Source organism: Ramlibacter sp. MAHUQ-53 (assembly GCF_052600055.1).
This window is the reverse complement of the sequence record NZ_JBQWTS010000002.1, coordinates 50,013-73,329: the sequence shown is the minus strand read 5'-3', so window position 1 is coordinate 73,329 and position 23,317 is coordinate 50,013. Positions and strand designations below refer to the sequence as shown.

23 protein-coding genes are annotated in these 23,317 nt (G+C 71.3%); 3 read left to right on the top strand and 20 right to left on the bottom strand.

What is annotated here, in order from left to right:
* Nucleotides 1–34: 34 nt before the first annotated feature.
* The 3 genes from ACT80S_RS03715 to ACT80S_RS03705 all read left to right on the top strand — a co-directional run bounded on the left by ACT80S_RS03715 (nucleotide 35) and on the right by ACT80S_RS03705 (nucleotide 2,335).
* Complete coding sequence (locus tag ACT80S_RS03715) at nucleotides 35–490, top strand: acyl-CoA thioesterase (protein ID WP_377412771.1); 456 nt, start codon at nucleotides 35–37, stop codon at nucleotides 488–490.
* A gap of 27 nt (nucleotides 491–517) precedes the next feature.
* Nucleotides 518–1,612, top strand: coding sequence for an AI-2E family transporter (locus ACT80S_RS03710; RefSeq protein ID WP_377412769.1), 1,095 nt, complete (start codon nucleotides 518–520; stop codon nucleotides 1,610–1,612).
* Nucleotides 1,613–1,816: 204 nt separating this feature from the next.
* Nucleotides 1,817–2,335 carry a helix-turn-helix domain-containing protein gene (locus tag ACT80S_RS03705; protein ID WP_377412767.1) on the top strand — a complete coding sequence of 173 codons (519 nt, stop codon included), beginning with the start codon at nucleotides 1,817–1,819 and terminating at the stop codon, nucleotides 2,333–2,335.
* Nucleotides 2,336–2,405: 70 nt separating this feature from the next.
* Here ACT80S_RS03705 and ACT80S_RS03700 read toward each other — a convergent pair whose 3' ends face one another.
* The 20 genes from ACT80S_RS03700 to ACT80S_RS03605 all read right to left on the bottom strand — a co-directional run bounded on the left by ACT80S_RS03700 (nucleotide 2,406) and on the right by ACT80S_RS03605 (nucleotide 23,211).
* Nucleotides 2,406–2,879 carry a VOC family protein gene (locus tag ACT80S_RS03700; RefSeq protein WP_377412765.1) on the bottom strand — a complete coding sequence of 158 codons (474 nt, stop codon included), beginning with the start codon at nucleotides 2,877–2,879 and terminating at the stop codon, nucleotides 2,406–2,408.
* A 43-nt stretch (nucleotides 2,880–2,922) separates the two neighbouring features.
* Nucleotides 2,923–3,687 (bottom strand): enoyl-CoA hydratase, encoded by a 765-nt coding sequence (locus ACT80S_RS03695; protein WP_377412763.1) that lies wholly within the window; start codon nucleotides 3,685–3,687, stop codon nucleotides 2,923–2,925.
* Nucleotides 3,688–3,716: 29 nt separating this feature from the next.
* On the bottom strand, nucleotides 3,717–4,925 hold the full coding sequence (locus ACT80S_RS03690) for an acetyl-CoA C-acyltransferase (RefSeq protein ID WP_377412761.1): 1,209 nt from the start codon (nucleotides 4,923–4,925) through the stop codon (nucleotides 3,717–3,719).
* An 18-nt stretch (nucleotides 4,926–4,943) separates the two neighbouring features.
* Nucleotides 4,944–7,343 carry a 3-hydroxyacyl-CoA dehydrogenase/enoyl-CoA hydratase family protein gene (locus ACT80S_RS03685; protein ID WP_377412760.1) on the bottom strand — a complete coding sequence of 800 codons (2,400 nt, stop codon included), beginning with the start codon at nucleotides 7,341–7,343 and terminating at the stop codon, nucleotides 4,944–4,946.
* Nucleotides 7,340–9,136 (bottom strand): acyl-CoA dehydrogenase C-terminal domain-containing protein, encoded by a 1,797-nt coding sequence (locus tag ACT80S_RS03680; RefSeq protein ID WP_377412758.1) that lies wholly within the window; start codon nucleotides 9,134–9,136, stop codon nucleotides 7,340–7,342. Before ACT80S_RS03680 ends, ACT80S_RS03685 begins: the two co-directional genes overlap by 4 nt.
* Nucleotides 9,137–9,184: 48 nt before the next feature.
* Nucleotides 9,185–9,817 carry a TetR/AcrR family transcriptional regulator gene (locus ACT80S_RS03675; protein WP_377412756.1) on the bottom strand — a complete coding sequence of 211 codons (633 nt, stop codon included), beginning with the start codon at nucleotides 9,815–9,817 and terminating at the stop codon, nucleotides 9,185–9,187.
* 129 nt (nucleotides 9,818–9,946) lie between these two features.
* Entirely contained in the window at nucleotides 9,947–10,597 is a 651-nt protein-coding gene (slmA, locus tag ACT80S_RS03670; protein WP_377412752.1) for a nucleoid occlusion factor SlmA, read from the bottom strand.
* A gap of 80 nt (nucleotides 10,598–10,677) precedes the next feature.
* Nucleotides 10,678–12,063: a sensor histidine kinase gene (locus tag ACT80S_RS03665; RefSeq protein WP_377413870.1), complete on the bottom strand. Its 1,386-nt coding sequence runs from the start codon at nucleotides 12,061–12,063 to the stop codon at nucleotides 10,678–10,680.
* 41 nt (nucleotides 12,064–12,104) lie between these two features.
* Nucleotides 12,105–12,809 (bottom strand): response regulator, encoded by a 705-nt coding sequence (locus ACT80S_RS03660; protein WP_377412750.1) that lies wholly within the window; start codon nucleotides 12,807–12,809, stop codon nucleotides 12,105–12,107.
* Between the two features lie 63 nt (nucleotides 12,810–12,872).
* Nucleotides 12,873–13,763, bottom strand: coding sequence for an acetylglutamate kinase (argB, locus tag ACT80S_RS03655; RefSeq protein WP_377412748.1), 891 nt, complete (start codon nucleotides 13,761–13,763; stop codon nucleotides 12,873–12,875).
* Nucleotides 13,764–13,831: 68 nt separating this feature from the next.
* Nucleotides 13,832–14,899 carry a glycosyltransferase family 4 protein gene (locus ACT80S_RS03650; RefSeq protein WP_377412746.1) on the bottom strand — a complete coding sequence of 356 codons (1,068 nt, stop codon included), beginning with the start codon at nucleotides 14,897–14,899 and terminating at the stop codon, nucleotides 13,832–13,834.
* A gap of 164 nt (nucleotides 14,900–15,063) precedes the next feature.
* Nucleotides 15,064–16,425, bottom strand: coding sequence for a TolC family outer membrane protein (locus ACT80S_RS03645; RefSeq protein ID WP_377412743.1), 1,362 nt, complete (start codon nucleotides 16,423–16,425; stop codon nucleotides 15,064–15,066).
* Nucleotide 16,426: 1 nt separating this feature from the next.
* A complete protein-coding gene (locus ACT80S_RS03640) occupies nucleotides 16,427–17,755 on the bottom strand; it encodes an HlyD family type I secretion periplasmic adaptor subunit (protein ID WP_377412741.1) in 1,329 nt (442 codons plus the stop codon).
* Between the two features lie 27 nt (nucleotides 17,756–17,782).
* Nucleotides 17,783–19,573, bottom strand: a complete 1,791-nt coding sequence (locus ACT80S_RS03635; RefSeq protein ID WP_377412739.1) for a type I secretion system permease/ATPase — start codon at nucleotides 19,571–19,573, stop codon at nucleotides 17,783–17,785.
* Nucleotides 19,570–21,345 (bottom strand): type I secretion system permease/ATPase, encoded by a 1,776-nt coding sequence (locus tag ACT80S_RS03630; protein ID WP_377412736.1) that lies wholly within the window; start codon nucleotides 21,343–21,345, stop codon nucleotides 19,570–19,572. Before ACT80S_RS03630 ends, ACT80S_RS03635 begins: the two co-directional genes overlap by 4 nt.
* Nucleotides 21,332–21,958 (bottom strand): hypothetical protein, encoded by a 627-nt coding sequence (locus tag ACT80S_RS03625; RefSeq protein ID WP_377412734.1) that lies wholly within the window; start codon nucleotides 21,956–21,958, stop codon nucleotides 21,332–21,334. The genes ACT80S_RS03630 and ACT80S_RS03625 overlap by 14 nt, the downstream gene beginning before the upstream one ends.
* A gap of 49 nt (nucleotides 21,959–22,007) precedes the next feature.
* The gene (locus ACT80S_RS03620) at nucleotides 22,008–22,517 is read right to left on the bottom strand and encodes a hypothetical protein (protein ID WP_377412732.1); all 510 of its coding nucleotides are present in this window, start codon (nucleotides 22,515–22,517) and stop codon (nucleotides 22,008–22,010) included.
* Nucleotides 22,518–22,569: 52 nt separating this feature from the next.
* Nucleotides 22,570–22,857 carry a helix-turn-helix domain-containing protein gene (locus ACT80S_RS03615; protein ID WP_377412730.1) on the bottom strand — a complete coding sequence of 96 codons (288 nt, stop codon included), beginning with the start codon at nucleotides 22,855–22,857 and terminating at the stop codon, nucleotides 22,570–22,572.
* Nucleotides 22,854–23,012 carry a hypothetical protein gene (locus tag ACT80S_RS03610; RefSeq protein ID WP_377412728.1) on the bottom strand — a complete coding sequence of 53 codons (159 nt, stop codon included), beginning with the start codon at nucleotides 23,010–23,012 and terminating at the stop codon, nucleotides 22,854–22,856. The genes ACT80S_RS03615 and ACT80S_RS03610 overlap by 4 nt, the downstream gene beginning before the upstream one ends.
* Nucleotides 23,013–23,028: 16 nt before the next feature.
* Nucleotides 23,029–23,211 (bottom strand): hypothetical protein, encoded by a 183-nt coding sequence (locus ACT80S_RS03605; protein ID WP_377412726.1) that lies wholly within the window; start codon nucleotides 23,209–23,211, stop codon nucleotides 23,029–23,031.
* Nucleotides 23,212–23,317 lie beyond the last annotated feature (106 nt).

The window sequence follows — 23,317 nt, the reverse complement described above, 5'->3', positions numbered from 1 at the left end:
ATCTGCTCAGGTGAATTGAATGGAGATTGTGCCCATGTCCGCGCCGCCCCTGGACCCTGCCGGCCGCCCCGGCGAGCCCCCGACCGCCCGCCCCTACGCGCCCCTGCCCACGGGCCAGGAGCTGGCCCTCAAGGTCACGCCCATGCCCAGCGACACCAACGCCAACGGCGACATCTTCGGCGGCTGGGTCATGGCGCAGGTGGACATCGCCGGCGCGGTGGCCGCCGCGCGCATCACCCAGGGCCGCATGGCCACGGTGGCGGTGAACGAGTTCCTGTTCAAGCACCCGGTGCGGGTGGGCGACATCCTCTCCTTCTTCACCGAGGTGGTGCGCACCGGCCGCACCTCGGTCACGATCAAGGTCGAGGTCTATGCCGAGGCCTTCGGCGCCCAGGGCCGCTTCGTCAAGGTGACCGAGGCGCGGCTGACCTACGTGGCCATCGACGAGCGCGGCCAGCCGCGGCCCCTGCCGGCCGCCCCGGCCGCCTGACGCCCCGGTTGCCCGATACTGCCGGCCATGTCCCGCCCCGACCCCCACAGCCCGCCGTCCCTGGAACACCGCAACCTGGCCTGGCTGGCCATGGCGCTGTCGGCGGGCTTCGTCCTGATCGTCTGGCCCCTGTTCGGCGCGGTGCTCTGGGCGGTGTTCATCGCCATCGTCTTCGACCCGCTGCACCGGCGCGTGGAGCAGCAGGTGGGCGGGCGCAGCCCCAACCTGGCGGCGTTCCTCACCCTCACGCTGGTGGTGCTGATCGTGATCCTGCCCCTGATCATGGTGGCCACCGCGGTGGTCCAGGAGACGGCGGACGTGGTGCAGCGGGTGCGCTCAGGCCAGATCGACTTCGCGGGCCAGATCCAGGCCCTGTTCGATGCCCTGCCCGCCTGGGTGCGTTCCATCATGGACCGGTTCGGGCTGTTCAACCTCGCGGCGCTGCAGCGGCAGCTGTCCACCCTGCTGGCCGGCAGCGGCCAGTTCATCACCACCCACCTGGTGGGCCTGGGCCAGGGCACGCTGGACTTCGTCGTGGCCCTGTTCGTCATGCTGTACGTGCTGTACTTCCTGCTGCGGGACGGCCGCCAGCTGGCCGCGCGGATCGTGCGCACCGCGCCGCTGGAGGACGACCATGTCCGGCAGCTGATGGCGCAGTTCGTCACCGTGGTGCGGGCCACGGTCAAGGGCAACCTCCTGATCGCCCTGGTCCAGGGCCTGCTCGGCGGCGTGGCCTTCGCCTTCCTGGGCCTGCCCGGTGCGCTCCTGTGGGGGACGCTGATGGCCCTGCTGTCGCTGCTGCCGGCGGTGGGCGCGGCGATGGTCTGGGGGCCGGTCGCGGCCTGGTTCGTTTTCAACGGGCAGGTCCTGTCCGCCCTCGGGCTGACCCTGTGGGGCGTGCTCGTGATCGGCCTGGTCGACAACTTCCTGCGGCCGATCCTCGTGGGCAAGGACACCCGGATGCCGGATTACCTGGTGCTGGTGGCCACCCTGGGCGGCATCGCCGTCTTCGGCATCAACGGCTTCGTGATCGGGCCGGTGATCGCCGCCATGTTCCTGGTGGCCTGGAACCTCCTCTCCGGCCTGCGCCGCCGCCCGGACGGCGGCAGCCCCGGCGCCTGACCGGAAAGCGGCCTGCACGGCCGTCGCAGCGCCGGCCTTGACTACTTCGTAACTGTCATCGAAGGGGCGATTTTTCGCCCACGCCATCCCCATGATCATGTGATCTCGTCTATCATTGGGTCAGACTTAACGTTCCACAAATCTGTTGTTGACCTGCCTCCTAGACCGAAGCGGCTACATACCAGACAAAGGAAAGGCCCTGACATGACCAATCTGGCGAACGCTCTCAAGAGCGAGATCACCCTGGTGGCCCACAAGGCCCTGCGCGACGAGGCGCAGCAATTCAAGAAAGCCACCGCCAGCTACCACCGAGAGATCGCCGCCCTCCAGCGCCGCGTCGAGATGCTCGAGCGCCTGCTGGAGCGACTGCGCGATGAACCGGCCAAGGCCCTGCCCCCGCGTGCGCCCCGCGCGCCGCGGCCCAAGGCGCTGGTGGAGATCGACCCGAGCGAGGCCGAGGCCCACCCGCTGCGGTTTTCCGCCAAGGGCTTCGCCAAGCTGCGCCAGCGCCTGGGCCTGTCCGCCGCGGCCATGGGTGCCCTGCTGGGGGTGACCGCGCAGTCCGTCTACAAATGGGAGGACGGCAAGGCCCGTCCCCGGGCCAGCCAGCTGCAGGCCATTGCCGCCGCGCGCAAGCTCGGCAAGCGGGAGGCCGCCGCCAAGCTCGCCGAGATGAACCACGTCGACGAGCCCGACGAGGCGCCGCCGGTGGTCACCCACTGACGCAGGTTCACGCAAGGGGCGCTCGGCGCCCCTTGCCATTCCTGGCGGGTCCCGGTGCCGGCGGGCCGGGTCAGGGAATGTCGAAGGCCTCCTGCAGCCGGGAGATGTCGGGCTTTCCCATGGCCTGCACCGCCGCCAGCACGCGCTGGCGGCGCGCCGCGTCAGGGTGCTGCAGCATCTCGCGCAGTTCGGTGGGCACGACCTGCCAGGACACGCCCCAGCGGTCCCGGAGCCAGCCGCCCCGCTCGGCGGCCGGGTCGGCCGACAGCTGCGCCCAGTAGTGGTCCACCTCGTCCTGCGAATCGCAGTCGATCACGAGGGACAGGGCTGACGTGAAGCCGGCAGGCGGGCCGCCGTTCAGGGCCACGAAGGGCTGGCCGTCCAGCTCGAAATCCACCGTCTGCACCGCGCCCTGCGGCAGCGGCCCGCCCGCGCCGTGGCGGGTGACGGCGGTGACTCGGGAATTGGGGAAGGCCGAGACATAGTGCGTCACGGCCTCCTCGGCCTCGGTGTCGAACCACAGGCAGCAGCGGGTGTGGGGCATGGCCGGCCTTTCCTGCCCGCCGGCGCGCCCGGTGGCGGGCGCTTCAGACCCGGGAGAAATCGGGCTTGCGCTTGTCCAGGAAGGCGCCGAAGGCCTCCTTGGCCGCGGGCTCGGTGAGCATGCGGCCAAAGATAGCACCTTCCTCCTGCATCTGCTGCGCGACGAGGGCGGCCTGGCCCTGCTTCATGAGGCGCTTGGTCTCCTGCAGCGAGGTGCGCGGCTTGGCGGCCAGCTTGCGCGCCTGGGCCTGGGCCAGGGCCGCCGCCTCGGAGGGCGGCACGACGCGATTGACCAGGCCCACCTCCAGGGCCGCCTCGGCCATGAAGGGCTCGCCGAGCATCAGGGCCTCGGCGGCGCGCTGGTGCCCGAGCAGGCGGGGCAGCAGCAGGCTGGAGGCGGCCTCGGGGCACAGGCCCAGGTTCACGAAGGGCAGCGAGAACATCGCGTTGTCGCCGGCGTAGACCAGGTCGCAGTGCAGCAGCATCGTGGTGCCGATGCCCACGGCCGGCCCGCACACCGCGGCGACCACGGGCTTGGGGAAGCCGGCCAGCGCGCGCAGGAAGCGGAACACCGGGGCGTCGTGCGAGGACGGCGGCGTCTCCAGGAAGTCGGCGATGTCGTTGCCCGCGGAGAAGACCGTCTCGTTGCCCTGGAACACCACCACCCGCACGGCCTCGTCAGCGCGCGCGGCCTCCAGCGCGTCGGCCAGGGCAGCGTACATCGCGGCGGTGATGGAGTTCTTGCGCTGCGGGCGGTTGAAGGTGATGGTGAAGACGCCGGATTCGGCGTGGACGAGGATGTCGCTCATGTCGTGTCGTTTCGTTGTCTGTGGCAGGGTCACACGCGCTCGAAGATGCCGGCAGCGCCCTGCCCCATCCCCACGCACATCGTGACCATGCCGTATTTCAGGTTGCGCCGGCGCAGGCCGTGGACCACCGTGGCCGCACGGATCGCGCCGGTGGCGCCCAGTGGGTGGCCCAGGGCGATCGCGCCGCCCAGCGGGTTGACCCGTGCCGGGTCCAGGCCCAGCGTGTTCATGACCGCCAGCGATTGTGCCGCGAAGGCCTCGTTCAGCTCGATCCAGCCGAGGTCGTCCTGCCTCAGGCCGGCGGCGCGCAGCGCCACCGGGATCGCCTCGACCGGGCCGATGCCCATGATGTGCGGCGGCACGCCGCGGCTGGCGTAGCTCACGAAGCGCGCCAGCGGCACCAGGCCGAAGCGCTTGATCGCGGCCTCGCTGGCCAGGAGCAGCGCGCCTGCGCCGTCGGAGGTCTGCGAGCTGTTGCCTGCAGTGACGGTCCCGCGCGCAGCGAACACGGTCTTGAGCCTGGCCAGCCCCTCGAGGGTGGTGTCGGGCCGCGCGCCCTCGTCGAGGCTCACCGTGCGGGCGGTGACGGCGACGCTGCCGGCGGCCAGGTCCACCGCGCGCTCCTGCACCTCCACCGGCGTGATCTCGTCGGCGAACTCGCCGGCCTTCATGGCGGCGACGGCCTTCATGTGCGAGTCGAAGGCGAAGCGGTCCTGCGCCTCGCGGCCCACCTTCCATTGCTGCGCCACCTTCTCGGCGGTCAGGCCCATGCCGTAGGCGATGCCGTAGCTTTCGAGGTCGTCGGGGTTGGCGAAGATGGCGGGCGAGAGCGAGGGCGAGTTGCCCATCATCGGCACCATGGACATGCTCTCGGTGCCGGCCGCGAGCATCACGTCGGCCTCGCCCACGCGGATGCGGTCCGCGGCGATCTGGATCGCCGACAGGCCCGAGGCGCAGAAACGGTTGACGGTGATGCCGCCCACGGTCTTGGGCAGGCCGGCGAGCACCGCGCCGATGCGCGCCACGTTCAGGCCCTGCTGCGCCTCGGGGATGGCGCAGCCGCACACCACGTCCTCGATGGCTGCGGGGTCCAGCCCCGGGGCCTGCGCCAGCGCGGCGCGGATCACGGTGGCCAGCAGGTCGTCGGGCCGGGTGTTGCGGAAGTAGCCGCGGTGCGAGCGGCCGATCGGCGTGCGGGTAGCGGCGACGATGTAGGCGTCTTGCAGTTGCTTGGTCATCTCGGGTCCCTCCGTTCCTCAATTCCGCAGCGGCTTGCCGGTGGACAGCATGGCCAGGATGCGCTCCTGGGTCTTGGGGTGGGTCACGAGCTGGCAGAAGGCCTGGCGCTCCAGGGCCATCAGGTACTCCTCGGTGACCAGGGTGCCGGCGTCGACGTCGCCGCCGGTGACCACATGGGCGATCAGGCTGGCGATGCGGAAGTCGTGGGCGCTGATGAAGCCGCCGTCGCGCATGTTCACCAGCTGGCCCTGGATGGTGGCCTTGGCGCCGCGCCCTGCCACCGGGAAGGGCCGGCGCTGCGGCGGGCGCCAGCCGGCGTCGGCCAAGGCGCGCACCTGCTGCAGCGCCACATGCAGCAGTTCGTCCTTGTTCGGGACGATCACGTCGGACTCCAGCAGGTACCCCAGCTGGCGCGACTCCAGCGCGCTGGTGCCCACCTTGGCCATGGCCGCGGCAGTGAAGCCCTCGGTGAGGAAAGGCAGCAGGTCCTTGCCCGTCGACAGGCGCGCGTTCTCCGCGGCGCGGCGGGCGATGTAGGTCAGGCCGCCGGCGCCGGGCACCAGGCCCACGCCGACCTCGACCAGGCCCACGTAGCTTTCCATGGCCGCGACGCGGCGCGCGCAGTGCACCGCGAGTTCGCAGCCGCCGCCCAGGGCCATGCCGCGGATGGCGGCCACCACCGGCACCTGCGCATAGCGCACCTTGAGGAAGGTCTGCTGCATGAACCGCTCGGCTTCGTCGATGGCCGCGACGCCGCGCGCCATGAAGGCCGGCATCAGGGCCTGCAGGTCGGCACCCGCGGAAAACGGCTCGTCGCCGGACCAGACCACCAGGCCCTGGAACTGCGCCTGCGCGAGGTCGACCGCGCGGTCCAGGCCGGCGAGCACCTCGGGACCCATCACGTGCATCTTGGTCTTGAGGCTGGCGACCAGCACCTCGCCATCGAGCGTCCACAGGCGCAGGCCGGCGTCCTCATGGAGCGTGCGGCCCGCGGCCTCGAAGCGCGGCGCCTGGCTGCCCAGGACGCTCTCGGGGAAATGCTGGCGCGCATGCACCGGCAGCAGGCGGCGGGGCTCGAAGCGGCCGGTGGTGGGGTTCCACGAGCCCTGCGGCGTGTGCACGCCACCGGCCTCGGCCACCGGGCCTTCGAAGACCCAGGCGGGCAGCGGCGCCCGCGACAGCGCCTTGCCGGCGTCGATGTCCTCCTGCACCCAGCGCGCCACCTGCAGCCAGCCCGCCTCCTGCCACAGCTCGAACGGCCCCTGCTGCATGCCGAAGCCCCAGCGCATGGCGAGGTCGACATCGCGCGCGGTGTCGGCGATGGCGGCCAGGTGGACCGCGGCGTAGTGGAAGCCGTTGCGCAGGATGGCCCAGAGGAACTGCCCCTGCGGCCCCTCGGACTCGCGCAGCAGCTTCAGGCGCTCGGCGGCGGGTCTCTTCAGCATGCGGGCATAGACCTCGTCGGCCTTCTCGCCGGCGGGCACGTAGTCCTTGCGGGACGCGTCGAAGCGCAGGATGTCGCTGCCCGCCTTGCGGAAGAAGCCGGCCTTGGCCTTCTGCCCCAGGTGGCCCAGGCCGACCAGGGTGGACAGGACCTCGGGCGTGGCATAGCTCGCGTAGAACGGGTCGGTGGCCTCGGTGAAGTTGTCCTGCAGCGTGCGGATCACGTGGGCCAGGGTGTCCAGGCCCACCACGTCGGCGGTGCGGAAGGTGCCGCTGGCGGCGCGGCCCAGCTTGCGGCCGGTGAGGTCGTCCACCACGTCGAAGCCCAGGCCGAAGGCCTGCGCCTCCCTCATCACCGAGAGCATGCCGGCGACGCCGACGCGGTTGGCGATGAAGTTGGGCGAGTCCTTGGCGCGCACCACGCCCTTGCCCAGGCCGGTGGTGACGAAGGTCTCCAGGTCGTCGAGGATGGCGGGGTCGGTGGCCGGCGTGGGAATCAGCTCCACCAGGAACATGTACCGCGGCGGGTTGAAGAAGTGGATGCCGCAAAAGCGCGGGCGGATCGACGCCGGCAGCGCCTCGGCGAGCTTGGTGATCGACAGTCCCGAGGTGTTGGAGGCCACGATGGCCTGCGGCGCGACGAAGGGCGCGATCTTTCGGTACAGGTCCAGCTTCCAGTCCATGCGCTCGGCGATGGCCTCGATCACCAGGTCGCAGTCCTTCAGCAGCTCCAGGTGCTCCTCGTAGTTGGCGGCCTGGATCAGGGCCGCGTCGTCGGCCAGGCCCAGGGGCGAGGGCTTGAGCTTCTTCAGGCCCTCGACGGCCTGCGTGACGATGCCGTTCTTCGGCCCTTCCTTCGCCGGCAGGTCGAACAGCACCACCGGGACCTGCACGTTCACGAGGTGGGCGGCGATCTGCGCGCCCATCACGCCGGCGCCGAGCACGGCGACCTTCTTCACCTGGAATCGCTTCATGCGAGGGCCTCCTGGGTATCGAGCAGCACGCGCGCGCCGCTGCGGGCGGTGCGCACCAGCGTCGCGGTTTCGGGGAACAGGCGCGCGAAGTAAAAGCGCGCCGTCTGCAGCTTGGCCCGGTAGAACGGGTCGGGGTTGCCGGCCTGGACTTGGCGCAGCGCCACCTGCGCCATGCGGGCCCAGAAGTAGCCGAAGACCAGGTGGCCGGCGACGCGCAGGTAGTCCACCGCCGCGGCGCCCACTTCATCGGGGTCCTGGAAGGCGCGCAAGCCGATCTCGGTGGTGAACTTGGTCATCTGGTCGCCCAGGTACGCGAGCGGGTTGATGAACTCGGCCATCTTCTCGTTGACGCCCTCCTCCTCCACCAGCTGCGCGACCAGGCGGCCGAACTTCTTCAGCGTGGCGCCGTTGTTCGCGAGCACCTTGCGCCCCAGCAGGTCGAGCGACTGGATGGTGTTGGTGCCCTCGTAGATCATGTTGATGCGGGCATCGCGGGCGAACTGCTCCATGCCCCACTCGCGGATGTAGCCGTGGCCGCCGAACACCTGCAGGCAGGCATGGGTGGCGATGTGGCCGTTGTCGGTGAGGAAGGCCTTCACGATGGGCGTGAGCAGCGCCACCAGTTCGGCGCTGTCCTGCCGCACCTTCTCGTCGGGGTGCGCGCTCTCGCGATCGAGCAGCAGCGCGCAGAACAGGCTCAGCGCGCGGCCGCCCTCGGCGTAGGCCTTGGCGGTGAGCAGCATCTTGCGCACGTCGGGGTGCACGATGATCGGGTCGGCCGGCTGGCCCTTGGCCTTGGGGCCGGACAGGCTCCGCATCTGCTGGCGGTCCTTCGCATAGGCCAGCGCGTTCTGGTAGGCCACCTCGGTCAGGCCCAGCGACTGCATGCCCACGCCCAGGCGGGCCGCGTTCATCATCACGAACATCGCCTGCAGGCCCTTGTGCGGCTGGCCCACCAGGGTGCCGACGGCGCCATCGAGCACCATCTGGCAGGTGGCGTTGCCATGGATCCCCATCTTGTGCTCGAGGGCGCCGCAGTGGATGCCGTTGCGCGCGCCCAGCGAGCCATCGGCATTGACCAGGAACTTGGGCACCACGAACAGGCTGATGCCCTTGCTGCCCGGGGGCGCGTCGGGAAGGCGCGCCAGCACGAGGTGCACGATGTTCGGGACGAAGTCGTGCTCGCCCGCAGAGATGAAGATCTTCTGCCCGGTGAGGCGGTACGTGCCGTCGGCCTGGGGCTCGGCCTTGGTTCGCAGCAGGCCCAGGTCGGTGCCGCAGTGCGGCTCGGTCAGGCACATGGTGCCGGTCCACTCGCCCGAGGTGAGCTTCGGCAGGAAGAGGCGCTGCTGCGCCTCGGTGCCGTGCGCGTGCAGGCACTCGTAGGCGCCGTGCGTGAGGCCGGGGTACATGGTCCAGGCCTGGCTGGCGCTATTGAGCATCTCGTAGAAGCACTCGTTGACGACCACCGGCAGGCCCTGCCCGCCGTAGGCAGGGTCGGCCGCGAGCGAGGGCCAGCCGCCTTCGACGTATTTCGCGTACGCCTCCTTGAAGCCGGTGGGCGTGGTGACTTCGTGGGTCTCGCGGTCCAGGCGGCAGCCCTCGGCGTCGCCCACCGCATTGAGCGGCTGCACCACCTCGCTGGCGAAGCGGCCGCCCTCCTCCAGGATCGCGTTGATGGTGTCGGCGTCGGTCTCGGCATGCCGGGGCATGGCCTTGAATTCGTCGGCGACCTTCAGGACCTCGTGCATCACGAACTGCATGTCACGCAAGGGCGGGGTGTAGGTGGGCATGGACAGTCTCCGGAGTGGGTGGGGATCGGGGTGGGGATCAGGGGCGGGTCATGGGCGCGCCGGGGGCGGCGCCTCGCCCGGCGCGAGCCGCGGGCGCAACAGGTTCTCGAAGCCGGACTCGGCGCGGGCGACCGAGCCGGGCGCGCGCAGGAAGCGCGCCTCGTAGTGCAGCGCCAGGATCAGGCCGTGCAGTTCGAACAGCACCTGCGCGTCGTCGGTGTCCTCGCGCAGGTGCCCCTCGGCCTTGGCCTGGGCGATGCAGCGGCCCAGGGCGGCCAGCCAGGTGTTGACGGTGTCGACCAGCGCCTGGCGCACCGGGCCGGGCCGGTCGTCGAACTCCACCGCGCCGCTGATGTAGATGCAGCCCGAGTCGATCTCCTGCGAGCTGCGCTGCATCCAGCGCGCAAACAGCGCCCGCAGGCGCGGCAGGCCGCGCGGGGCCTGGAGCGCGGGGCGGAACACCTCGTCCTCGAAACGGCGGTGGTACTCGCGGATCACCGAGATCTGCAGCTCTTCGCGCGAGCCGAAGTGGGCGAACACGCCCGACTTGCTCATGCCCGTGACCTCGGCCAGCGCGCCGATGGACAAGCCCTCCAGGCCCACGTTGCCGGCCAGCGAGAGGGCGGCGTCGAGGATGGCGGCCTTGGTCTGCTGGCCTTTGGGGAGGGATCGGTCGGACATGGTGGCTATAAAACGAACGGTCGTTCTATTTTCTGGCAAAAAAAGAGTCGCCCCATGGGCTGGGGCGAACTTTTCCTAGGGATTTACACCCGGATGCCGGGCGGCTGCCGCGCCGAGGGCACCGATCTCTCAGACGATGCGCGCGAGGCAGGCGTCCAGGTGCTCGGAGGGCAGGCGGCGGAAGCCGGAGCGGGCAAAGCGCTGCAGGCGGCCCGCGAGGAAGGCGGTGAGCAGCGAGGCCTTGACCTGCGCATTCACCGACGGCGTGGCCGGGTCATCGCCCACGCCCTCGCCGCGCAGGCACTGGCGCAGGGCCGCCTCGATCTTGTCGAAGAACTGGTTCATGCGCTGCTGCAGGCGCTCGTTCTCGAAGACCAGGGCGTCGCCCACCATCACCCGCGTCATGCCGGGGTTGCGCTCGGCGAACTGCACCAGCATCGCGGCGATGGCCGCGGCGGCGCGCGCCGGCTCGCTGGCGTGGCGCTCCTGGATCTGGTTGACGAGGGAGAAGACGCTGTGCTCGATGAAATCGATCAGTCCCTCGAACATCTGCGCCTTGCTGGCGAAGTGCCGGTACAGGGCGGCCTCGCTGACCGACAGCCTGGCGGCGAGCGCGGCGGTCGTGATGCGCTCCGCGCCCGGCTGCTCCAGCATCGTGGCCAGCGCCTGCAGGATCTGCACGCGGCGCTCGCCCGGCTTGGGCCGCTTGCGCGCGGGCTCGGCCGCGGCGGGAGCGTCGTCGGAAGCGGCAGGCAGACTGGGCGTTTCGGCGTCGGACATGGCGGGCTCAGCGGATGGGTTCGCGGCATTCTCGCACAGCCAGATGACAGGAGCGAGCGCCCGCTTACCTGGGAAAGACCTCACCCCGGCAGCAGCAGGCTCACCTTCAGGCCGCGCCCGCCGGCGCCCTGGTGCAGGCGCAGCTGGCTGCGGTGCACGCGGGCGATCTCCTGCGCGATGGCCAGGCCCAGGCCGTTGCCTTCGCCCGGCGTGCCGGGCACGCGGTAGAAGCGCTGCATCAGGTGCGGCATCTCCTGGGCGGGCACGCCGGGGCCGTCGTCCGCCACCTCGAGCGAGGCGCCCCGCCCCACCGGCGCGCAGCGGATGGTGACGGTGCCGCCCGGCGGGGTGTACTTCACCGCGTTGTCGACCAGGTTCGCCAGCAGCTCGCGCAGCAGCCATTCGTGGCCCGGGACGCTGCAGGGGGCGGCCTCCAGGCCGAGGTCCAGGGACTTGGCGCTGGCGGCGTCCAGGTGCGCCTCCAGGATGGACTCGCACAGCGCCTTGAGCTCCACCGGCTGCATGGGCTGGGCGGCCATGACGCGCGAGTCGGCCCGGGAGAGCGCGAGCAGCTGGTTGGCGAGCTGCGAGGTGCGGCGGGTCGCACCGCGCAGCTTCTCGATCTGCTCGACCGGCAGCAGCATGGTGCCCGGCCCGCCCGGCGGCGCGATGCGGCGGGCGGCCTGGGCCCAGGCCTCCACCTGCGCCTGCAGGCCGGCCAGCGGGGTGCGCAGCTGGTGGGCCGCGTCGGCGATGAAGCGGCGCTGGCTCTCGGCCTGCGCATCGACCAGGCCGAGCAGACGGTTGAGCGCGGCCACCATGGGGCGCACCTCGACCGGCGAGAACTGGTCATCGATGGGGCTGAGGTCGTGCGGGGAGCGGCGGGTGACGACGTCGGTCAGCGCCAGCAGGGGACGCAGCGCCCAGTCGACCGCCCAGCGCACGGTGAAGGCCGCGGCGGCGACCATGAACAGGTGCGGCAGCAGCACCTTGAACAGGATGGAGCGCAGCCACTGCTGCTGCGGGTTGGAGCCGTCGGCCAGCGCCACCACCACCTCGCCCACCACGGTCTGCTGGCGCTCGCGGGCAATGCGCCAGTTCACCCCGGCGTAGGGTTCGGAATGGAATTCGGTGCCCGACGACGCCAGCGGCAGCCCGGCCAGCCAGGCGCTGCCGTGCATGACACGGCCGTCGGCGTCGATGACCGCGTAGGCCGAGGTGTTGCGGCGCGCCTCGAGGAACTGCTCCACCGCCGGCACCAGCAGCAGCACCGAGGCGTGCTCGCCCCCGCTGGGGCTGGGAATGACAGAGTCCGCCAGCAGGGGCAGCAGCTCGGCCATCCGCTGGTCCTGCAGCTCGGCGACGTTGTCGGCCGACTCGTACTCGAACCAGGCGTTGAGCAGCGCCAGGGCCAGCAGCGGCCCGATGATCATGATGAGCAGGCGCCGGCGCAGGCCCAGCAGCATGTGCCCGCCGCCCCCACCGGCCGCGGCGACGGGCGTGGCCCTCACGGCGTCGGCGTCTCGACGGTCTCGAGCCGGTAGCCGAAGCCGCGGATCGAGCGCAGCGCCACCCCGTGCGGCTCCAGCTTGCCGCGCAGGCGCGAGATGTAGACCTCGACCGCGTTGGGCGTGATCTCCTTGTCCCAGCCGGTGAGGGCCTGCAGGATCTTCTCCTTGCTGGCGGGCTTGGGCGCGTTGAGCAGCAGGTACTCCATCACCTTCCACTCGCGCGGGCCGAGCTCGATGGGCACGAAGGTCTCGGCGTCCTTGCGGGCGCCGGCGCGGCGGGTCGCGGTGTCCAGCTCGATCGGGCCGAAGCTCAGCACCGAGGAGGTGGCGGCCTGCGAGCGGCGCAGCAGCGCGCGCAGCCGGGCCAGCAGTTCGGGCAGCTCGAAGGGCTTGACCATGTAGTCGTCGGCCCCGAGGTCCAGGCCCTGCACGCGGTCGTGCAGCGCATCCCGGGCGGTGAGGATCATCACCGGCATCGAGGCGTTGGCCGTCTCCGGCTTGCGCAGCCGGCGGGTGAGTTCCAGCCCGTCCATGTTGGGCAGGCCGATGTCGATGATGGCGCAGTCGAAGGTGTCGGTGCGCAGCACCTCCTCCGCCCGCTCGCCACTGCCGACCCAGTCGACCGCATAGCCCGCGTCGGTCAGGCCGAGCTTGATGCCGCTGGCCACCATGACATCGTCTTCCACCAGCAGGAGTCTCATGACCACCCCTCCTTTCGCACTACAGTAGCAGACGAGTCGGCGTCAGAAAAGAGTCATTTTGAATTAAGCGGCGCGAATCATCGTGCCGAACGCCTGGTCCGTGAGGATCTCCAGCAGCAGGGCGTGCGGCACGCGGCCGTCGATGATGTGGACGGCGTTCACGCCGCTGCGGGCCGCGTCCAGCGCGCCGGCGATCTTGGGCAGCATGCCGCCGGAGATGGTGCCGTCGGCCACCAGGGCGTCGATGCGGGGCATGTCCAGCTCGGGCAGCAGCTGCCCCTGCTTGTCGAGCACGCCGGGGATGTTGGTCAGCATCAGGAGCTTCTCGGCCTGCAGCGTGGTAGCCAGGGAGGCGGCGACCACGTCGGCGTTGATGTTGTAGCTCTCGTTGTGCTCGCCGAAGCCGATCGGGCTCACGACGGGGATGAACTGGTCGTCCTGCAGGGCCTTCACCACCGCCGGCTCGATGCGCACGATGTCGCCGACCTGGCCGACGTCATGCACCCGGGTCGGGTCGTTCTGGTCGACCATGCGCAGCTTGCGCGCGCGGATCAGGCCGCCATCACGGCCGGTCAGGCCCACGGCCTTGCCGCCCGCCTGGTTGATCAGGCCCACGATGTCCTGCTGCACCTCGCCGGCCAGCACCCACTCGACGACCTCCATGGTCTCGGCGTCGGTGACGCGCATGCCCTGGATGAACTCGCCCTTCTTGCCCAGGCGCTTGAGCGCGGTCTCGATCTGCGGGCCGCCGCCGTGCACCACCACCGGGTTGATGCCCACCAGCTTGAGCAGGACCACGTCCTCGGCGAAGGCGGCCTGCAGGGCCGGGTCGGTCATGGCATTGCCGCCGTACTTGATGACCATGGTCTTGCCATGGAACTTGCGGATGTACGGCAGGGCCTGGGCGAGGATCTCGGCCTTGTCACGGGGGGCGATGGGGGTGGCGTCGGGCATGGGAGGGCAGTCGGGCGGACGGAAAAAGGATGCGAAATTGTGCCAGCCCCGGCACCCCGGCCAGGCGCTCAGCGCCGCAGCCAGCCGGGCACCTTGAAGCGCACGATGCTCAGGTAGGCCGCCACGTAGGAGACGATGAAGAGCGCGCAGAACGCCATGAGCACGGGCGTCGAGCGCCAGAACAGCGTGGACGGCACGGCCGCCAGCAGGGCCAGGGCCCAGAAGTACGGCGCGGTCCGGTTGTTGCGCAGGCGCATGCGCACGGCCGGGTCCTCGTGGTCGACGCCGCGCACGATGCGGCGGAACACCAGCTGGTGCAGGTGGAGCGCATCGGCCAGTCCCGGCGACTGGCCGCGGGCCAGCTTGCGGTAGGCGGAGAACACCGTCTCCCACACGGGGTAGATCAGCAGCAGCGCGGGGAACCAGGGCGAGACCGCGTCATGGCGCTGCACCAGCTGCACCGAGGCGACGGCGATCACCGCCCCCCAGAGGTAGGCGCCGCCGTCGCCCGCGAAGATCAGGCCGCGGGGGTAGTTCCAGGCCAGGAAGCCGGCCGTGGCGCCCGCGGCCACCAGCACGATGCCGGCGAGCTGGGCGTCGCCCAGCTGCAGCGCCACCAGGGCGATCGCGCCGCAGCAGATCAGGGCGACGCTGCCGGCCAGGCCGTTGTAGCCGTCGATGAGGTTGAAGGCATGGGGCAGGCCGCCCACCGCCACCACCGCCAGCAGCGTGCCCAGCCAGGGCGCCGCGATCCAGAGGGACTCCAGGGCCCGCAGGCCGAGCGGGCCGATGTGCAGGTCCAGCGACAGGGTGGCCACCGCGCCGCCCAGCAGGGTGAGCAGCAGGCGCCAGCGCACCGGCACGCGCAGGGTGAGGTCCTCGGCCAGGCCGGTGCCGGCGGCGATCACCGCCACGGCCCACCAGGCCAGCGCCACGCCGGGCGGCAGCCCCAGCAGCGCCCAGCCGCCGACGCAGGCCAGCAGCATCGCCGCGCCGCCCATGCGGGGCACGTCCCCGGCGTGGAAGCGCTGGGGCATGGCGAGGCTGTAGCGGGAGGCGCTGGCGGCGCCGAACCTCAGCAGGAAGGCGCACGCCAGGGAGGCGATGACGCAGCTGAGGATGAGGGGAAGGAGCATGCGGCGGGCTGGAGCAGAGCGGGCGATTTTCGCACCGCCGGCCGGGCCGCGGGGGCCGGGCCGCCGCAGGCCCCGGGCGCGGCCGGAATCCGGCGTGGCCGGGGTGGCCGGGCTGGCCGGGCTGGCCGCACGGGGCCGGCCACCCCAGGCCGGCCCTCGGGACCTCAGGGCGCCAGGGCCTTCGACACGTCGGCGATGGCCGCCGTGCTGTCCTGGCCCGCCAGGGCGGCGAGCCGCACCTTGGAGGCGAGGTAGACGTAGCGGGCCTGGGCCAGGTCGCGGCGGGCGGTGGCCAGCTGCTGCTCGGCGTTCAGGATGTCCACGCGGGTGCGCACGCCGGCCTGGAAGGAGCGCTGGTTGGAGGTGACGAGCTCCTCGGCCGAGCGCACCGCCTGCTCCAGCGCGCGCACCTTCAGCACGCCCTCGGAGACGCCGCGGAACTCGCGCAGCACGCGCACGCCCAGGTCGCGGCGGGCGGCCTCGAGCTGGCTCTCGACCTGGTCGCGGCGGGCGATGGCCTCGCGCATCTGCGAGTTCACGTAGCCACCCTGGTAGAGGGGAATGTTGACCTGCACGCCGACCTGGCGCTGGTCGTAGATGCTGCTGATGCGGGTGACGTTCTCGCTCTCGCTGCGCGAACGCTGCACGAAGGCGTCGACGGTGGGCGCATGGCCGGCCTTGGCCTTGGCCACCTCCTCGCGCGAGGCCTCGAGGCGGGCGCGCAGCGCGCGCAGCTCGGGACTGGCCGTCTCGGCGCGCTCGACCCAGGCGTCCATGCCCGCGGGCTCGGGCGGCGCCAGGACCAGCTTGCGCGGGTCCAGCGCGGCCAGCGCGCCGGCGGGCTCGCCGATGGTCAGCGAGAGCTCGCGGCGGGCGAGGTCCAGCGCCTGGGTCAGCTCCAGCTCCTGGGCCACGGTCATGTCCAGGCGCGCGCGGGCGTCGTCGACATCGGTGCGCGTGCCCACGCCGGCCTGCAGGCTGCGCTGCGCGGCGTCGAGCTGGGTGGTCATGGCCAGCTTCTGCTGGCGCACCACCTCGAGCTGGTCCTGCGCCAGCAGCGCCTGGAAGTACTGCTGCGTGACCCGGTTGGTGAGGTTGACCAGTTCGACCTCGTACTGGGCGTCCGTGTCCTCCACCTGGAAGCGGGCCTGGCGGTACTGGGCCCACAGCTGCGGGCGGAACAGCGGCTGGCGCAGCGACAGGGTGTTGTTGGCGCTGTTGTAGGTGCTGTTGGTGGTCTGCGACTCGCCCAGGAAGTTGGGGGCGGTGGTGTCGAGGTCGTTGCGGGCGCGGGAGACGCTGGCGTTCAGCGTCGGCAGCAGCTGCGCGCGGGCCTGCGGCAGGCGCTCGCGGCCGGCCGCGGCGGCGGCGCGGGCCGCCGCCACCTGGGCGTCGCGCGCCAGGGCCAGCTCGTGGGCCTTGGCCAGGTCCAGGGACCAGGCCGGCAGCGCGGCGGCCACCAGGCCGGCGACGGCCAGCAGGCGAAGGCCGCGGGGCAGGCCCGGGGGAAGGCGTCGGGCGGCCATCTCACTCCTCCTTCATCGAGGCGGCCACGCGCTTGACCAGCGGGCCGACCAGGTAGGTGATCAGCGAGCGCTCGCCGGTGCGGATGATCACCTCGGCGGGCATGCCGGGCTGCATCTGGCGCTGGCCCAGCTTCTTCAGGCCCTCCGGCGTCACGGCCACGCGGGCGAGGTAGTAGGCGATGTTGGTCTGCGGCTCGACGATCAGGTCCGCCGAGATGGAGACGACCTTGCCGTCCACCACCAGCGTGGGGGCGTGCGAGAAGGCGCTGAAGCGGATGTCCACCGGCATGCCGTTGCGCACGCGGTCGATCACGTGCGGCGGCACGCGGGCCTCCAGCAGCAGCGGCGCGTCGGACGGCACGATGTCCATCAGCTTCTGGCCGGGGCCGACCACGCCGCCCAGGGTCTGGGTCGACAGGCCGACCACCTGGCCGGTGGCGGGCGACCGGATCTCGGTGCGGGCCAGGTCGTTTTTCAGCGAGGCGTACTTGGCGGACTCGGCCTCCACCTCGCGGGTGACGTCGGCGCGCTGCGACTCGATCTCCTTGCGGTACTCGGCCTGGCGCGCCGTGGCGCGCTGGCGCAGCTCGGCGATCGCCTGCACCGAGCGCACCGAGTTGCCTTGCAGCTCGGTCTGCGCCGCCAGCGACTCGGCGACCGCGCGCTCCAGCTCCATCTGGCGGGTGCGCGGCGCGTAGCCGTCGGCCACCAGCGGGCGCACGTTCTTCAGCTCCTCGCTGAGGAGGGAGAACTGCATCTTGCGGTTCTCGAGCATGCCGCGGTAGGCCTGCACCAGGCCCTCCTGGCCGCGGATGCTTTCCTCGATGGCCGACAGGTCGGCCTGCAGCGCGGCGCGGCGGGTGGCCAGGAGCTGCTCCTGCAACGCCAGCTGCTGCTTGATCAGGGGGTCCTGCGCGCCGTCCTTGAGGTCGGGGTGCCAGGTGATCTTCGACTGGCCGCCCTGCTCGGCGATCAGGCGGCCCTCCATGGCGCGCAGCGCGAAATAGCGCTGGCGGGAGGACTCGAAGTTGGCCTGGGCCACGGCCGGGTCCAGGCGCACCAGCGCGTCGCCTTCCTTGACCTGCTGGCCTTCATGCACCAGCACGTCCTTCACGATGCCGCCCGAGAGGTGCTGCACCGACTTGCGCTTGGTGTCGACGGTCACGCTGCCCGGGGCGGCGACGCCTTCGTCCAGCGGCGCGAAGGCGGCCCACAGGACGAAGCCGCCGAAGCCCAGGGCCAGGGCCAGCAGGCCGATGCGGCCGGCGCGGCCGGTGCGGCGCGTTGCGGTCCCGGAGTCCGCCGGGTCGAGGGGGAATTGAGAGGACATGGCAGTTCTGTTTCGCAAATACGGGGATCAGGCGGGCTGGATCGCGTCGCCGGGCGGGGTGGAGGGGGCGGCAGCCGCAGCGGCGGCCGCTTGCGCCTGGGCGGCCTGGGCGGCCTGGGCGGCCTGGGCGCGCAGCGCGCCGAGCACCGCGTCGCGCGGGCCGCTGGCGGCCAGGCGGCCGTTCTGCAGCAGCATCAGCCAGTCGGCCGAGGCGATGGCGCCGGGGCGGTGCGTGATCAGGAACACGGTCTTGCCCTTGGCCTTGAGTTCGGCCACGGTACGCGCCAGGGCGGCCTCGCCCGCATCGTCGAGGTTGGCGTTGGGCTCGTCCAGCACCACCAGCGCCGGGTCGCCGTAGACCGCGCGGGCCAGGGCGATGCGCTGGCGCTGGCCGCCCGAGAGCAGGCTGCCGGCCTCGCCCAGGGGCGTGTCGTAGCCCTTGGGGAAGCGCAGGATCATGTCGTGCAGGCCGGCGCTGCGCGCGGCGGCGATCACCTGGCCCGAGTCCACCTCGCCGAAGCGGGCGATGTTCTCGGCGATGGAGCCGTCGAACAGCTCCACGTCCTGCGGCAGGTAGCCCAGGTGCGGGCCCAGCTCGACGCGGTTCCAGCCGTCGACCGGCAGGCCGTCCAGCAGCACCTCGCCCTGCACGTGGGGCCAGATGCCGACGATGGCGCGGGCCAGCGTGCTCTTGCCCGAGCCCGAGGGGCCGAGCACCACCACCACGGTGCCGGGGGCGATGTCGACGTCCAGGCCCTGCAGGATCGGCGTCTCGCGGCCCGGGGCGGTGGCGCCCATGGCCTTCAGGGTCACGCGGCCGGTGGGGGCGACGCGGCGCAGCGCGGCGTCACGCTCGGGGAACTCCTCGAGCAGCTTCTCCAGGCGCAGGAAGGCGGCGCGCGCGGTGACGAACCCCTTCCAGGTGGAGACCAGCAGGTCGATCGGGGCGAGCGCGCGGGACATCAGCACGTTGGCCGCGATCATCGCGCCGGGCGTGAGCTGGCCGTCGATCACCAGCAGCGCGCCGGCGCCCAGCGACAGCGACTGCTGCACGTAGCGGATGAACTTGCTCGCGGCCATCACGCGGTTGTTCACGGCCTGCGCCTGGGTGGCGCGGGCCAGGGCGGTGCCATGGCGCTGCTTCCAGCGGGCCAGCAGGTTGTCCACCATGCCCATGGACTCGAGCACCTCCGCGTTGCGCAGCTTGCCCTGCACGTACACCGTGGCGTCGCTGGTGGCCAGGGCGGCGGCCTCGGCCGGCGCCACCGTGTGGCGGTGGCCGAACCAGGCCAGGGCCACCTGCACCACCGCGAACACCAGGGCCAGCACGCCGAGCATCGGGTGCAGCAGGAAGGTGACGGCGATGTAGATCGGCGCCCAGGGCGCGTCGAACAGCGCGAAGATGCCCTGGCCGGTGAGGAACTGGCGCACCTGCAGCAGGTCGTTGAAGGCGCGCGCGGGGCTGGCCTTGAGGCTGCCGATGCAGGCCTCGAAGCTGGCGTTGAACACCTTGGTGCCCAGCGCCTCGTCCAGCCGCATGCCGGCGTTGACCAGGATGCGCGAACGCGTCCACTCGGCCACGCTCATGATGCCCACGAGGAACAGGCAGATCAGGGACACGCTCACCAGGGTGGCGGTGTTCTGGCTGATCATCACGCGGTCGTACACCTGCAGCATGTACAGGGTGGGCGTGAGCATCAGCAGGTTGGCGATGGCGCTGAGCGCGCCGACCCACAGGAACTCGCGGCGGAACGTCCAGAGGGTCGAGCGCAGGGCGCTCAGGGCGCCGGTCTCGGAAGTGGCTTGCGGGGCGGTCATTGGGCGGCCTCGATGGCGGGTTGGGCGGGGCGCGCGCCCTGGGCGGCTTGGGCGGCCTGCTGCGCCGCCTGCTGGTTGGCCTTCTGCAGGGCGGCCAGCACCTCGTCGCGCGGGCCGAAGGCCTGGGCGGTGCCGTCACGCAGCAGCAGGATCTTGTCGGACACGCCCAGCACGCTGGTGCGGTGGGTCATCACCACGAAGGTGGTGCCGCGCGACTTGGCCAGGGCGATGGCCTGGGCCAGGGCGATGTCGCCGGCCTCGTCGAGGCTGGAGTTGGGCTCGTCGAGCACCACGAACACCGGGTCGCCGTACAGCGCGCGGGCCAGGGCCACGCGCTGGCGCTGGCCGCCGGACAGGCGCGCGCCGTCGGGGCCGACGTCGGTCTCGTAGCCCTCGGGCAGCGACAGGATGAATTCATGCAGGCCCACCGCGCGGGCGGCGGCCTCCACCTTCGCGGCGTCGACCTCGCCGAAGCGCGCGATGTTCTCGGCGACGCTGCCGTCGAACAGCTCCACGCCCTGGGGCAGGTAGCCCACGTGGGGGCCGAGTTCGGCCTTGTCCCAGGTGGCCACGTCCACGCCGTCGAGGCGGGCCTTGCCGCCCGCCGAGGGCCACAGGCCCATGAGGGCGCGGCCCAGGCTGGTCTTGCCGGCGGCGGAGGGGCCGATCACGGCCAGCACCTCGCCGGGGTTCAGCGCGAAGCTCACGCCGCGCAGGATCGGCAGCTGCGTGCCGGGCGCCGGCACCACCAGGTTCTCGGCCACCAGCACGCCGCGCGGCGCGGGCAGCGGCATCGCCGGCGGCTTGGGCGGCAGCGAGGCCAGCATGGCGGCCAGGCGCATCCAGGCGTCGCGCGCGTTCACCAGCGCGCTCCAGCCGGTCACCATCTGCACCAGCGGCTTGAGCACCTGGCCGCCGAGGATGGAGCCGACGATCATCAGGCCGCCGCTGAACGTGCGGTCGGTCAGCGCGAGCCAGGCGCCCAGGCCCAGCAGCAGCGAGCTGCCGACGATCTGGATCAGCTTGGCCAGCGCCGAGTACAGGCCGGCGCGGTTGGAGGCCTCGGCCTGCAGGCCGAGGAACTCCTGCTGCTTCTCGATCCAGCGGCCGTGGATGTCCTTGAGCATGCCCATGGCCTCGATCACCTGGGCGTTGCGCAGGGAGCCGTCGGCGTACTGCTGCGCCGCGACGGCGCGGCGGTTGGCCTCCATCAGCGGCGGGCGGGTGCCGCGCTCGTTCAGCCAGGCCACCAGGCCCTGCAGCAGCGCGCCGCCCACCGAGGCCCAGCCCAGCACGGGATGGATGGCGAACAGCACCAGCAGCAGCACCAGCGACACCGGCGACTCCATGATCGCCTTGAGCACCGGCGCGGCCAGGAACTCGCGCAGGGTGCGCAGGTCGTTGAGCGGCTGGGTCGTGCCGCCGGGCATGCGGCGCAGGTTGGCCTCGAAGCTGGCGCGGAACACGCGCGAGGACAGGCGCTCGTCCAGCTTCAGGCCGGCCTCGTGCATCTCCTCGCCATGGGCCCACTCCAGGGTCTCCATCACCAGGTAGGCGAAGACCACGCCCAGGGTCAGCATGGCCAGGGTGATGTGGCTGCGGCTGTTCACGACGCGGTCGTACACCTCGAGCATGTAGCCGCTGGGCGCCAGCACCAGCAGGCCGGCGATGACCGTGAACCACACCGACTTCACGAAGTACGGCCGCAGCTCGCCCGCGGCGGCCCGCAGCTCGGCGTCCGGCGGGGTGCCCGCGGGGTTACGCATTTGCATGGAATTCCTCAACCTTCAAATAGCGCGGGATCTGGCCCGCCTCGTCTTCTTCCAGGATGACCTCGTTGGCCGCGCCGCCGGCCGCGTCCTGCTCGGAGAACGTGAACGACAGCACGAACCGGTTGCCAGCAGTGCGGCTGAGCACCAGCTCGCGCAGCTTGCGGTGGTGGAAGCTGTACTCGTCCTCGGGCCGCAAGTCCAGCTGGAAGCGCAGGCGGCCGTCCAGCGTGTACATGGACAGCTGCCCGTCCTTCAGGCTCAGCGTGTGGCGGTCGAAGAACACCGGGCAGCTGTCGGTGAACCTCAGCAGCGGCAGCGGCCGGTCGCCCAGCTTGCCCAGGTGGAAGGGGCTGCCCTCCGCCTGGAACAGCGCGCGGCAGTGGCGGGACACGGAGTAGATGGCGTTGCACACCATCTGCGAGCCCACCGCCGGGAAGCGCTCGCGCAGCGACTTGTAGGCCATGTGGTGCAGGGCCACGCGGTTCCAGGTGCGGGTGGACTGCACCAGCGGCGCCAGGGCGTTGCACACCTCCGCGAACGCGCCCTGCAGCGCCAGCAGCCGCTGCTGCTGGGCCGGGGTCACGTTGAGGGTGATGACGATCCGGGAGTTCATATAGGAAGCTCGAGTGTAACGGTTCCTATATGAAGTTTTACCGGATGTCTCAGTGGAGCACGCCCCCCTGCCCTTCGGGCGGCCGGGGGCGGGCCTCGGTGACCCACTCGGGCCAGGCGGCGAGCGGCCAGTCGGCCTTGCGGAACTGGTCGTGCAGGATGCCCAGCCACTGGCGCAGGGGCTGGGGGGCGAAGGCGATCCGGGCGAGCACCTCGCCCTGCCCTTCGGCCTTGAAGCCGAGCTGGACGAGGTCGTTGCGGATGTTCACGTCGACGCTGTGCACCAGCCAGGCCCGGGCCTCGCCGGTGGCCCGCACCGGCGGCGCCGGCTCCAGGGCGGCCAGGGCGGCCTGCTGGGCGAACTCCTGCACCACCTCCAGCGGCGCGCCGGCGGCGGTGGTGTGCTGCTCGAGCCAGCGGCACAGCGGCGGCACCAGGCGCACGGCCATGCGCAGGGTCAGCCACAACACCACGGTCGAGCCATCCGGCCGCTCGCCGCTCAGGCGCAGGCGGTCTTCGGCCTCGACGTACTCGGTGGTGATGCGCTGGAGGTCGGGCATGAGGGCGAGGATAACCAAGCGGCCCCCGGGCCTTTGGCGCCCTCCCCGAGAGTCAGTTGCTCAAGGCGTCGATCACGGCTGCGGGGTTGCGCTCGATCACGTTAAGCAGAACAAGTGCGGGACCGTGGGGTTGCCGGTCACCACGCTCCCAGTGGCGCAGGGTCGCCGTCGAGAACCCGAACCGGGCAGCGAACTGCTCCTGGGTCATCCCGATCCTGGCGCGCAGCTGCCTGACGTCCACGGGCCGGGGACGATGGACGCGCGTCTTTGGAGACCGCCCTTCGGCGTGCTCCAGGGCCTCCTGCAGGCCTGCCTTGATGCTCTCGAATGCACGTGTCATCTCATCCAACCCCGTTGGCTCCAGGCCTTGACCAGCAGACCCGTCAGTTCAGCCAGGTCATGGCGCTCTGCGCGCGTCAGGTTGGCTCGCTCGTTCTTCGCGAACAAGGTCAGGAGATACAACGGCATGTTCTCGCTGTGGAAGTAGTAGATCACTCGTACGCCACCCCTCTTACCCTTGCTTCCGCAGCCCCACCGCAGCTTGCGAACGCCCCCCGGTGCCCTCGACGAGGTCACCGGCCAGCGGATAGCCCGACAGGTAACGATTCACATCTTCACGCTCGGAAGACGCCAACAGGCGGTCTGCGCAACGGATGAATCCTGGCAATTCGGCGACTGTGAGCAGGTGGGCCAAGCCTGATCCAATGGGACGGTTCGAACAAGGCCTGGGAATTCAACCCGCCGGCCTCTCCCATGTCCCGTCACGCCGGACCGCTGGTGTCATTGGCTGGACTCGCGCA